At 60.2% G+C, this 13,294-nt stretch carries 4 protein-coding genes and 1 tRNA gene; 2 read left to right on the top strand and 3 right to left on the bottom strand.

Translation table 11 applies throughout. The annotated features are described in order from the left end of the window. Positions 1–36 precede the first annotated feature (36 nt). Positions 37–960 carry a nucleotidyltransferase and HEPN domain-containing protein gene (locus tag N2597_RS01805; protein WP_183597465.1) on the top strand — a complete coding sequence of 308 codons (924 nt, stop codon included), beginning with the start codon at positions 37–39 and terminating at the stop codon, positions 958–960. Positions 961–1,209: 249 nt separating this feature from the next. Here N2597_RS01805 and N2597_RS01800 read toward each other — a convergent pair whose 3' ends face one another. From N2597_RS01800 to N2597_RS01790, 3 genes are all read right to left on the bottom strand, one after another. Next, positions 1,210–7,746, bottom strand: a complete 6,537-nt coding sequence (locus N2597_RS01800; RefSeq protein ID WP_183597467.1) for a M10 family metallopeptidase C-terminal domain-containing protein — start codon at positions 7,744–7,746, stop codon at positions 1,210–1,212. A 683-nt stretch (positions 7,747–8,429) separates the two neighbouring features. Then, positions 8,430–8,506, bottom strand: a tRNA-His gene (locus N2597_RS01795). Positions 8,507–8,637: 131 nt separating this feature from the next. Continuing rightward, positions 8,638–9,087 (bottom strand): phasin, encoded by a 450-nt coding sequence (locus N2597_RS01790; RefSeq protein WP_039617976.1) that lies wholly within the window; start codon positions 9,085–9,087, stop codon positions 8,638–8,640. Between the two features lie 211 nt (positions 9,088–9,298). Here N2597_RS01790 and N2597_RS01785 point away from each other — a divergent pair, with 211 nt between their 5' ends. Then, positions 9,299–13,096, top strand: coding sequence for an ATP-binding protein (locus N2597_RS01785; protein WP_183597469.1), 3,798 nt, complete (start codon positions 9,299–9,301; stop codon positions 13,094–13,096). Positions 13,097–13,294: the final 198 nt, after the last annotated feature.

The raw sequence follows: 13,294 nt of genomic DNA, 5'->3' as shown, positions 1-13,294 counted from the left end.
TGGACGGTACAGGATCTTTCGCCTATCGGATTACTCATGAAATTGTCGCTCGATCATATGCCGCTTCGCAAACAGCGTGAGCTCGGCCGCGTTCTGCAAATCCTGCACGAGGAGTTCGAGGATGCGTTGAAGGACGGTACGGCGGAGTTCAAAAGGCGCGGTCGGATCCTGAAGATCATCCTGTTCGGTTCCTACGCCAAAGGCGGATGGGTAGACGAGCCTTTTACGATGAAAGGATATCTATCGGACTTCGATCTCCTGATCATCGTCAACAACCGTAAGCTCTGCGAGTTCGCTGAGTATTGGTACAAAGCCGCCGACCGGCTGATCCACGAGAAGACGATCGAGACGCCGGTCAGCTTCATCGTCCATTCCAGACGCGAGGTGAACACCTACATCAAAGAGGGACAATACTTCTTTTCAGATATTCGCAAGGAGGGGATCGTTCTCTACGAACTCGACGATGAGCCACTTGCGGAACCGAAGCCGCTCTCGCCGGCAGATCGGTTGCGGGTGGCAAAGGAGCATTACGCTGACCGATTTTCACTGTCTCAAACGTTCCTAAAGGGCTCTGGATTTTATGCCAGAGAAATGCAATTTCGTGTCGCTGCCTTCGAGCTCCATCAGTCGATCGAGCAAGCTTATTCCTGCGTCCTTCTGACGCTGACGAATTATGGTCCACCATCCCACAACATCAAATTCCTTCGTTCGCTCGCCGAGGAACAAGATAGGCGTCTGGCCCAGGCGTTTCCTCGGGATCAACATCGCGAGCGCGCGTGGTTCAACACCCTGAACGAAGCCTATGTGAAGGCACGCTACTCAAAACACTTCGAGATCAGCGAGGAGGCTCTTGGTTGGCTTGGAGCGCAAGCCGCGTTATTGGTTGAATTAGTCAAGACGGTGTGCTCGGAGCATCTGGAGTTGCTTCAGCGGACAATCAGTGACGTACCTAGAAGTTGAGCTCTCACCGCCCTGGAATGACCAAGCCAGCTGCGGACAAACACAGGCGTGCTCAAGTTAAATTGGAACGGCACGCAGTAGGTTGGTCTGCCTGACGAATGCGATTCCGCAGGGGCCACCATGGGGCGCCACTACTGTCATTTGGAAACCGGGTTCATAAAGTGTTCGGTGCGCTGTCGGCGCTTCAGAGTGCAACCTGAGGGGTTCTGCTCCTTTCAGGCAAGTCGGGCCGCAAGTTTCTAAGAACAATCAAGCAAACAAGAAGTCCCACGACTGCAGGCTTGAAAGAGCAACATTCTTCAACGTTATGGAGTTGTCGGAATCGGCCGTGATAATTGTATCATTGCCGGACTGCTCGGATGCCGCAAAAAGTGTTTCCCAGTCGGCGAAGATGCCGTGATCGATCGAGATCGTGTCATGTGCCGAGCCTGCTGCCAGGAAGTTTGTGATCGTGTCATGGCCCCAGTTCGCCAAATAAACAAAGACGTCGGCTGCCGCTCCACCAGTGAGGATATCGTTGCCGGCGCCGCCCGTCAGCGTATTGGAACCACTCCCGCCGACGATAACGTTGTTCAGCGCATTCCCTGTTCCGGCAAAGGCCCCCGTTCCCATAAAGGTGAGGTTTTCGACGTTCGTCTCCACTGTGTAGGCGGCCAGGTTCGTGCGAACCGTGTCGGTCCCCGCGTCGGCGGTTTCGGTGACGATGTCGCCGGCATGGTCGACGATATAGGTGTCGTGGCCCGCACCGCCGATCAACGTATCCGCACCTGCCCCACCGTTCAGCATATCGTTGCCGGCGCCGCCGGTGATCGTGTTGGCGAGCGCATTGCCGGCGCCGCTGAAGCTGGCGGATCCCGTATAGGTCAGGTTCTCGACATTGTTGCCGAGCGTATAGCCTGCCAGTGCCGTGCGAACCGTGTCGGTCCCGGCGTCGGCGGCTTCGGTGACGATGTCGCCGGCATTGTCGACGACATAGGTGTCGTCGCCCGTCCCGCCGATCAAACGATCGGCTCCGGCGCCGCCATTCAGCGTATCATTGCCGGCACCGCTGGAAAGCGTATCGGCGGCAGCGCCACCCGTGATCGTATTGTCAAGGCTATTGCCCATCCCGACAAAGGCTGCCGTGCCGATGTAGGTGAGATGTTCGACATCGCTGCCAAGCGTATAGCTTGCCATTGTCGTGCGAACCGTGTCGACCCCCTCATCGGCAGCTTCAGTGACGATGTCGCCGGCATGATCGACGATATAGGTGTCGTCGCCTGCCCCGCCGATCAAACGATCGGCTCCGCCCCCGCCATTCAGCGTGTCGTTGCCGACACCGCCGGAAAGCGTATCAGCGGCAGCGCCACCCGTGATCATGTTGTCAAGATCATTGCCTGTTCCGGCAAAGGCTGCCTTACCGAAATAGGTGAGATTCTCGACATCGGCCCCCAGTGTGTAGGCGGCCAATGTCGTCCAAATCGTGTCAATCCCCGCATCGGCCGCTTCGCTGACAAGGTCGCCGGCATTGTCGACGATATAGGCGTCGCCACCCGCCCCGCCGATCAAGCTGTCGGCGCCAATTCCACCATTCAGCACATCATTGCCCGCACCGCCGGTGATCGTGTTGTCAAGCGCATTGCCGGTGCCGGTGAAGCTGGCGGATCCCGTATAGGTGAGGTTCTCGACATTGACCAAGGCGGCGATCGAGCCGGCCGACAGCGAGGTGCGGATCTCGTCAGTACCGGCATTGGCCGCCTCGACGACGCCGTCGAAAACGATGTCAACGATATAGATGTCGTTGCCGGCGCCGCCGATCAGCATGTCGTTGCCGGCGCCACCGTCCAGGGTGTCGTTGCCGGCACCGCCGGTGATGATGTTGGCGAGACCATTGCCAGTCCCGGCAAAGTCGCCGGTCCCGGCAAAGGTCAGGTTCTCGACGTTGGCAATGTTGGTCAGCGTATAGACAGAAAGCGCCGTCTTGATCAGATCGGTGCCTTGATTGATGGCCTCAGTGACGACGTCAGCCAGCTCATCGACGATGTAGGTGTCGTTACCCGCTCCGCCGATCAAGCTGTCCGCGCCTGCCTTCCCGTCCAGGATATCGGCGCCTGCACCACCCCGGATCGCGTTGGCGAGGTCATTGCCTGTCCCGGCGAAGGCTGTCGCGCCGGTATAGGTAAGGTTCTCGACATCGCTGCCAAGCGTATAGCTTGCCAATGCCGTGCGAACCGTGTCGGTCCCCTCATCGGCTGCTTCGGTGACGAGGTCGCCGGCATTGTCGACGATGTAGGTGTCGCCGCCCTCACCGCCGATCAAGCTGTCCGCACCTGCCCCGCCATCAAGCGTGTCATTGCCGACGCCGCCGGAAAGCGTATCGGCGGCAGCGCCACCCGTGATCGTATTGTCGAGATTGTTGCCGGTACCAGCGAAAGTTACTGTGCCGGCAAAGGTGAGGTTCTCGACATTGGCCCCCAATGTATAGTTCGCCAGCGCCGTGCGAACCGTGTCAGTTCCCTCATTGGCGGCTTCGGTGACGGTATCGCTAGCATTGTCGACGATATAGGTGTCGCTGCCCGCACCGCCGATCAACGTATCCGCACCTGCCCCACCGTTCAGCATATCGTTGCCGGCGCCGCCGGTGATCGTGTTGGCGAGCGCATTGCCGGCGCCGCTGAAGCTGGCGGATCCCGTATAGGTCAGGTTCTCGACATTGTTGCCGAGCGTATAGCCTGCCAGTGCCGTGCGAACCGTGTCGGTCCCGGCGTCGGCGGCTTCGGTGACGATGTCGCCGGCATTGTCGACGACATAGGTGTCGTCGCCCGTCCCGCCGATCAAACGATCGGCTCCGGCGCCGCCATTCAGCGTATCATTGCCGGCACCGCTGGAAAGCGTATCGGCGGCAGCGCCACCCGTGATCGTATTGTCAAGGCTATTGCCCATCCCGACAAAGGCTGCCGTGCCGATGTAGGTGAGATGTTCGACATCGCTGCCAAGCGTATAGCTTGCCATTGTCGTGCGAACCGTGTCGACCCCCTCATCGGCAGCTTCAGTGACGATGTCGCCGGCATGATCGACGATATAGGTGTCGTCGCCTGCCCCGCCGATCAAACGATCGGCTCCGCCCCCGCCATTCAGCGTGTCGTTGCCGACACCGCCGGAAAGCGTATCAGCGGCAGCGCCACCCGTGATCATGTTGTCAAGATCATTGCCTGTTCCGGCAAAGGCTGCCTTACCGAAATAGGTGAGATTCTCGACATCGGCCCCCAGTGTGTAGGCGGCCAATGTCGTCCAAATCGTGTCAATCCCCGCATCGGCCGCTTCGCTGACAAGGTCGCCGGCATTGTCGACGATATAGGCGTCGCCACCCGCCCCGCCGATCAAGCTGTCGGCGCCAATTCCACCATTCAGCACATCATTGCCCGCACCGCCGGTGATCGTGTTGTCAAGCGCATTGCCGGTGCCGGTGAAGCTGGCGGATCCCGTATAGGTGAGGTTCTCGACATTGACCAAGGCGGCGATCGAGCCGGCCGACAGCGAGGTGCGGATCTCGTCAGTACCGGCATTGGCCGCCTCGACGACGCCGTCGAAAACGATGTCAACGATATAGATGTCGTTGCCGGCGCCGCCGATCAGCATGTCGTTGCCGGCGCCACCGTCCAGGGTGTCGTTGCCGGCACCGCCGGTGATGATGTTGGCGAGACCATTGCCAGTCCCGGCAAAGTCGCCGGTCCCGGCAAAGGTCAGGTTCTCGACGTTGGCAATGTTGGTCAGCGTATAGACAGAAAGCGCCGTCTTGATCAGATCGGTGCCTTGATTGATGGCCTCAGTGACGACGTCAGCCAGCTCATCGACGATGTAGGTGTCGTTACCCGCTCCGCCGATCAAGCTGTCCGCGCCTGCCTTCCCGTCCAGGATATCGGCGCCTGCACCACCCCGGATCGCGTTGGCGAGGTCATTGCCTGTCCCGGCGAAGGCTGTCGCGCCGGTATAGGTAAGGTTCTCGACATCGCTGCCAAGCGTATAGCTTGCCAATGCCGTGCGAACCGTGTCGGTCCCCTCATCGGCTGCTTCGGTGACGAGGTCGCCGGCATTGTCGACGATGTAGGTGTCGCCGCCCTCACCGCCGATCAAGCTGTCCGCACCTGCCCCGCCATCAAGCGTGTCATTGCCGACGCCGCCGGTGATCGCGTTGGCGAGCCCATTGCCGGTGCCGGTGAAGTTGGCAGACCCCGTGTAGGTGAGGTTCTCGACATTGACCAATGCGGCGATCGAGTAGGCTGCAAGCGTCGTGCGGATTTCGTCGGTGCCGGCGCTGACCGCCTCGTTGATCACGTCGCTCGCACTGTCGACCACATAGATGTCGTTGCCGGCGCCGCCCACCAGCCTGTCGTTGCCGGCGCCGCCGTCAAGCGTGTCGTTGCCGGCGCCGCCGTTGATCGTGTTGGCAAGTCTGTTTCCGGTGCCAACAAAATCGCCGGTGCCAACAAAGGTTAGATTTTCAACATTATTGGTCAAAGCATAGGAAGAAAGCGTCGTCTTGGTCAGATCGGCTCCTTCATTCGGCCTTTCAGTCACGACGTCGGCAACGTTGTCGACGATATAGGTGTCGTCGCCCACACCGCCGATCAGTATGTCTGCTCCGGCCTTTCCGTCCAAGGTGTTGGCACCTGCCCCGCCCTTGATCGTGTTAGCGAGGCTATTGCCTGTCCCGGTAAAGGCTGCCATGCCGGTATAGGTGAGATTGTCAACATTGCTGCCGAGCACATAGCTTGCCAGTGTCGTGCGAACCGTATCGATCCCCTCACTGGCGTTTTCGGAGACGACGTCGAAAGCATTGTCAACGATGTAAGTGTCGTTGCCCGTACCCCCGATCAGCCTGTCGGCGCCAGCCCCGCCGTCCAGCGTGTCATCACCGGCACCGCCCGACAAGATATCGATCAGCGCGCCCCCGGTGATCGTGTTATTGAGGTTGTTGCCTGTGCCGGTAAAGGCGGTCCAGGCAACGTTAGTGAGGTTCTCGACGTTCGCGCTCAGCGTGAAGCTCGCCAGATACGCCTTCACCGTATCGATGCCCTCGTCAGCGTTTTCAATGATGGTGTCGCTGTCACCGTAAACGACATAAATATCGTTGCCGACCCCCCCGGCAAGCGAGTCATTTCCCCAGCCACCACTCAGGGTATCGTTGCCTGCTCCGCCAGAGAGTGTATCATCGCCTGTCCCGCCGGTGATCATATTGTCGAGGCTATTTCCGACACCGGTAGAATTGCCGCTACCTGTGAAGTATAGCTCCTCGACATTAGCATTGTCCGCCAGCGAATAGGCCGTAAGATCGGTCCGGATCGTGTCAGTGCCGCTGTCGACCGCCTCGACCACGACATCGCCGAGAACATCGACCGTATAGGTATCGTTGCCCGCACCGCCGATTAGCGTGTCGGTGCCGGCCTTCCCGTCAAGCCAATCATTACCTGTCCCGCCAGTGATCACATTGGCCGCCGCATTGCCAGTGCCGGAGAACCCAAAGGTGCCAATGTAGACTAGGTTCTCTACGTTGGTGCTGAGTGTATAAGAACCCGTCGTCCGGACCGTGTCCGTCCCCTCATCGACATTCTCAATTACAGCATCGGTGGAATTGTCGGTGATGTAGACGTCGTTGCCCACCCCGCCCGACATCTTGTCGATTCCGGCACCGCCATCGAGGGTGTCATTGCCGGAGTCGCCAGTAAGGGTATCGTTTCCGGCATTGCCCCAGAGTGTATTGTCCGCCTCGTTGCCTACAATCGTATCGTTGCCGGAGCCGGCCTTAACGTTTTCAATCAACGACGCGACATTGTCGTGATAAAGAAGGGCGTTGAAAATGTTGCCGCGGGCATAGCCACCATTCGGACCACCCCCCAGATCTGCCAACTGACCCTGGGAAAAGACCGAGTACCCCCCTGCATGCAAGTCGATCTTGAGGGCGGTGGTATAAGCGCTCAGATCATAGGTATCGGTACCGCCGCCGTCCCAGATTGTTGCGAAAACCCTGTTGGCAGCGGGCGTGATGGCTGCCACCCCATTGACATAGGTGATGCCCTGGTTCGGATTCCACGTGTAGACGGTATCGCCACTGTTCGTCGTATAGTCCGCACCATACATTTCCTGCAGGGCGGCTATGTCGAGCATCATGAAGGTTTGTGGCGCGCCATTTTGCTCATACTTAGCCCCACTCTCATCGTCTCCAATAAATGTGTGGTAGGTCATGATCGTGTATTCGAGGGAGTCGTAGGCGCTTGGAACGACCGTTCCCCCTTCGTGAGCATGTTTCAGTCCGAGCGCGTGACCCAGCTCGTGCGCCAAGGTTTGGCCCGCATAGTTGCCGAACCTCGGGAAGCGATAATCAGCTTCGGTGCCAGCATATCCCGTCCCGAACCAGATATCGCCACCTCGCCCGTCTGAGGCTGGCAAATAGGCCCCTGCCGTATCCAGCAAGGGATCCGACGTTTGAGCGAACCGCACCGTTGCGGTATTCGCGCTTCCGGCCTCAAAGTTAGCGTTTGTGAACCCCTCGACGGAGAAGCCGTCATTTGCCGCACTCCCGTAGGATTGCTCCATAAAGTACAAGGCGAGAGACTGCTGCTGCGACGAAATAGGAGAGAATGAATAGTATTTTTCGTAGTATAATTCGGCGCCATCGGCATACGATGATGAGGTCGTGGGAAACGCATAGGTTATCGTTCCGTCCCAGGCAGTGCCGCTGAAGAGCCCGTCTACCTTCTGATCCCCAGTCAAGATGACGCTCTTCGTCGGAGTAATTAGGTCCGTCATAAAATCCCCATTTGCCTATTCCATTCGGCCGCGCCTAATGCCCGCTTCCCTGTGCTCCAAAACGAGGGAAACTTCAACTAAAAGCTTTATTTCCATTTAGGAATGTTTTGATCTTGGCAACTAGCGCTAATGAATGCTTCCTCCGCAACCTCTTTCAAGGGCTACAAGACATGTTCCAGGATCCTGCGCTCTGCCCGTCCGAACTTCCGCAATTGCTGGCATGAGGGCACTTAAATTGACGTTACGTTCATGTGCTGAAATTTAGTAAGTCTCAGGCTCTGCGATATCGGCTCCGCATGTTTCGATGCTTCGAACGCTATCCCCGCCTCTCTCGAGTCGAGGTAGGCTTCGCTGTTCGCATCCTCCGCGACATGCTGGCGTGGGGAGATTCTTCCGGATCGAGTGGCGGATCGTCGTAATTGCGGACCTTGGTGCTGCTGTGTGCTGCACATGTAGCTCAGATGGCACTATCGCACCATATGGGCGGTTGTGCCTTTGCAAATGTTCGATTTGATGTGGCAAATAAGCAGCCACTCGCGGTCGGAGCGTCGACTCTTGAGGGCGCCGGGCAATTAGCTTCCAAGCTTGCGATTTGCAGAATACCTCAGCATCTGCTGCGACAACTTCGTTAGAAACGACGTTGGCTGGGATGGCTTTATCGAAAGCGACCTGACGTGGGGAGATGGTACGGTTGGGGGGTCTCGAACCTCCGACCTCAGGTGCCACAAACCTGCGCTCTAACCAACTGAGCTACAACCGCATAAACCGCGCCGGGCGCGATGGGGGTCACATACGAGGACTTGGCGATGAATTCAAGCCCCATTCCTCGTCAATATACAAAAAGGCTGGACGCGAGGTCCAGCCCTTTTGTTTCCAATCAGCAAAGACCGATCAGGCAACCTTGAAGGAGGCCATGGCCTTTTCGGCGGCGTCCTTGGAAGGCTTTGCGAGCTTTTCGGCCACCTGCTTGGTGGTTTCCTGCATCGACTTCGCCTGTTCGACGGCGAGTTCGGCCTGCTTGCGCAGGAACGAGGTCTGCAGTTCGAAAAACTCGGCTGCGGACTTGACGCCGAGGAGTGCTTCCATGTGCGAGAGCGAGCTCTCGGCGTTGACGCGCAGAACGTCGATTGCCTTGAGGCCGATCTCGACGGTGCCGGCCTGGGCCGTCTGGACGGTGGCTTCGAGCGTCTTGCCGGCTTCTTCGCCGGCGGTCTTCAGCTTGGCGTAGGCGTCTTTCGACTGCTGTGCGCCCTTTTCAGCGAATTCGCGGAAGGATTCCGTGAGCTTGGACGGGTCGAAAGAAGCGATTGAAAAAACGTCATCGGTCTTTATGGTAGCCATGTCGCATTCCTTTGGGTTGAGGCGGTCGCTGCCTGTGATCATCGAATGACGTCTATATAGGGCATTCCATTGTGCATTGCAACAATTATTGTGCAGCGCACAAGCCGTTAACCCTGTGGGCCGAAACTGCCCCGCTGTTCTGGACCGGCATGCGACCTGCAGTTATTAATAAGCCGTTAATTTGGAAGGCCTACAGCGACAAGGTTCGATCATGCCCGCAGTCCAATATCCGTTCATCGATATCGCCGTGCATGCGCGGGTGCGGGAACGCTTTTCACGCGGCGAGGCGATGGTGCTGTTTTCGGCCGATCTAGCGCGGCTGCTCTGGGCGAACGGCGCGGGTGCCGAGCTTTTCGGGCATTCGGCGGTCTACGACCTGCTCGATCAAGGTGTCGATCGCACCGATATCACGTTTCGCCAGCTGGAAACGGCGGCGCGCCAGCTCGCCGATATCGGCGACAACAGAAGCCTGATAATCCGTGTCGCCAAAGGCTTCCAGCGCGCGCAGGTGCAGGCGGCGGCCGAACTGATCCGGCTTTCCCAGGGCGAAAAGGCCATTTTGTTTTCGGTGCCGGTCTCGGCAAGGCCGCTTGCATCAGACGCCTCGGCCGCCCAGATGCTGCAGGGGCTCGACGATCCCGACACGCATATGGCCGTCATCGGCGCCAATGGCGAGGTCATCGCCGCCTCGCCGGGCTTTGCCTCGCTCGCCATATCGGCCGAGACCGCCAAGACGCTGATCAACCTTGCCGGTGCCCATCCAGACCGGCTGGTGAAACGCCCCGTCGCCACCGGCCGGGGTTACCTCCCGGCCGCGGTCGGCAAACTCAGCGACGATCCGGCGCTCAATCTGCTGTTTGCCGTGGAAACCGCGATCGGTCATCTCGACCCGGTCGATGCGCCCGTGCTCGATGCGGTTAATGCACCCGTGCTTGACGCCGTCGATGCACCGGCGGCTGACGCGCCGGTTGCGGAAGCAAGCGCGCCGCCGACCGAACCTGCCCCGGAAGAGCCGGTCGCAGCAACCGGCTTCACCGAGATCATCGACGCGGTGTCTGACATCGAAGAAGTCGAAGAGACCCTTGAGGAGATCGCCGGCGAAAGCGAACAGCCGGCAGAAGCGGCCGCCCCCGCCGAAATGAATGCGGGGATGCATCCGGCTGAAGACGCGGCGCCGGAAAACGATGACGGCGCGATTGACAGCAGTGCGGATGAGGCCGACGAACCTGACGGCCTCGTCGACGGCGATACGGCCCAGTCCGCTGACGAGGTCGCGGAAACGAACGGGACGGCGGAATCTGCCGAAGCCGGTCAGATGCCCGCCGAAGAGGCGCCGGCGACCATGCACCAAGAGCCGGTCATCGCAGCGCCGCTGGTTGCCGACGCGTCCCCTGCCCCGGCACCCGCACCGGAGCCTGGTTTCGTCTTCCGGCCGAACAGCCGCGCCACGCGCTTCGTCTGGAAGATCGATGCGGAAGGCCGCTTCAACGAGGTCAGCCATGAATTTGCCGAGGCCGTCGGTCCGCATGCATCCGCCATCATCGGCTCCGCCTTCAGCGATATCGCCGCTCTCTTCAATCTCGACCCGGACGGTAAGCTGTCCGAGGCGCTCGCGCGCCGCGACACGTGGTCGGGCAAGACGATCCTCTGGCCGGTCGAAGGCACTAGCCTCGTCGTTCCGGTCGATCTCGCGGCACTGCCGACCTATACCCGCAACCGTGACTTCGACGGTTTCCGCGGCTTCGGCGTCGTCAGGCTCTCCGACGCGCAGGAGGATCCGCTGGCGCTTGGCCTGACGCTCGGCCCGGATGGCGTCGGCCATGATGCGGCAAGCCTCGGCCCGATCGCCGAGCCTGTCGCCGACCCGGCGCCTGACATGGAAGCCACATCCGGGGAGGCCGCAGCGGAACCGACTGCGGCGGACGAGAACGGGATTGAGACCAGGAATGAGACGCGGGCAGCAGCCGCGCCGCAGGCCGAAGAGACGGCCGCGGAAGCAGTGTCCGGCGAAGAGACGACCCTCGAGACATCAGCCCAGGAAAATGCCGCAGACGAACCGCCGGCGCTTCGCATCGTCGAAACACCCAACCGCCGTTTCACCGACAAGGTCGTTCAGCTTCACAGCACGGGCGCCGCGTTGACGGCCGCCGAACAGGCGAATTTCCGCGAGATCGCCAAGCGCCTGGAAGCCTTCGGCGCCCGCAGCGAAGATCCTGCCGCTCCAGCGCCGAGCGACGCCGGCGCCACGGAAACGGCGGCTTACGAAGAAAGCTCGAACCCGGAAACCTTCACGGACGAAACGCCCGTCGGCGATGCGGCCGACATCGCTTCGGCCGAGGAAATGGCGCCGCAGGAAGCAATTTTCGAGAGCGCGGCCGAAGTGCTGCGAGAAGAGGCTGAAGAGCCCGCCGCCATAGAAGAGGACCAGGTGACGGAAGGGCTCGAGGAGACAGTGAGCCAGATCGAGGTTCTCACGAGCTTTATTCCGCCGCGGGTCAAGATGACTGACGGGCTGTCGGCCGGAACGGTCGATCAGCTGCCCGTCGCGGTGCTCATCCATGTCGGCGATGCGCTGCTCCATGCCAACCCCGAATTCATGCGGCTGACGGGCTACGCGTCCCTCGATGCGCTGCGCGAGGTGGGCGGCATCGAGGCCCTGCTGCAGCGCCGCGACCTGGAGGAGAACGCGACCGGCTCCGGCACCATGATGCTGGTCAAGGCCGACGACACGCTGACGCCGGTGACCGCGCGGCTACAATCGGTGCGATGGGAAGATGCCAACGCCCTGATGCTGGCGCTGATGCCGGTGGAACGCAAGGAAGACGCCCGCGCCGAAGCGGGCCGGTCGGAAGCGCGCCCGGAACGGATGGTCGAGAAGGTCGCCAAGCTTCAGGTCGAAGTGGAGGAATTGCGCTCGATCCTGGAAACGGCGACCGATGGCGTCGTCGTCATCGGCACAGAGGGCGACATCCGCTCGATGAACCGGTCGGCGAGCGCGCTCTTCAATTACGATGAGCAGGAGACGCGCGGCAAACCCTTCGTCATGCTGTTTGCCCATGAGAGCCAGAAAGCCGTTCTCGACTATCTGAACGGCCTCTCCGGCCATGGCGTCGCCAGTGTCCTGAATGACGGGCGCGAAGTGATCGGCCGCGAAGCCGCCGGCGGCTTCGTGCCGCTGTTTATGACGATGGGCCGGCTTACCTCCTCGAACGGCTATTGCGCCGTCATCCGCGATATCACCCAGTGGAAACGCACCGAGGACGAGTTGCGCAACGCCAAGGGGGCGGCCGAAACCGCCAATGCCCACAAGACCGATTTCCTCGCCCGCGTCAGCCACGAAATCCGCACGCCGCTCAACGCCATTATCGGCTTTTCCGATATGATGGCCGGCGAGCGCTTCGGTCCGATCGGCCATCCCCGTTATATCGAATATGCCAATGATATCGGCCGCTCCGGCCGGCATGTCCTCGATATCGTCAACGACCTGCTCGACATTTCGAAGATCGAGGCGGGCGAGATGGATCTCGATTTTGCCGCCGTCGGCCTCAACGAAGCGGTCTCGGAGGCGGTGGCCCTGGTGCAGCCGCAGGCAAACGGCCAGCGCGTTATCATCCGCACAGCGCTGTCGCACGCGGTGCCCGATGTCGTGGCCGATCTGCGCTCGATCAAGCAGATCGCGCTCAACATCCTGTCGAACGCCATCCGCTTCACCCCCTCGGGCGGGCAGATCGTCGTCTCCACCTCCTATGAGGCGAATGGCAGCGTGGTGTTGCGGGTCCGCGATACCGGCATCGGCATGACGCGCGCCGAGCTCGACCATGCGATGAAGCCGTTCCGGCAGGTCTCCTCGACTCAGGCGCGTCATCGCGGCGACGGCACCGGGCTCGGCCTGCCGCTGACCAAGGCGATGGTCGATGCCAACCGGGCGACATTCTCGATCAATTCGGCGCCGAACGAAGGCACGCTCGTCGAAATCACCTTCCCGTCGCAGCGCGTGCTGGCTGGCTGATCCTCAATCTCTGGCGCAGCGAAAAAAAAGGGCAGCCAGAGGCTGCCTTTAAATTTGGTGCTGTTCAACAAGAGCTCAGTCGATCAACGTCATGTTTCGAAAGCCGGAAAGCTTTGGGCCACCTCGTTCATGTGCGGCCCCAAGTTGCTCCAACCTTTGCCTAACCTTTCTTAACGAAAGGTTTCCATGACAGGGGAT

The sequence above is a fragment of the Rhizobium sophoriradicis genome, assembly GCF_025200795.1.
Classification (GTDB): domain Bacteria; phylum Pseudomonadota; class Alphaproteobacteria; order Rhizobiales; family Rhizobiaceae; genus Rhizobium; species Rhizobium sophoriradicis.
This window is presented reverse-complemented; position numbering and strand designations above follow the sequence as displayed.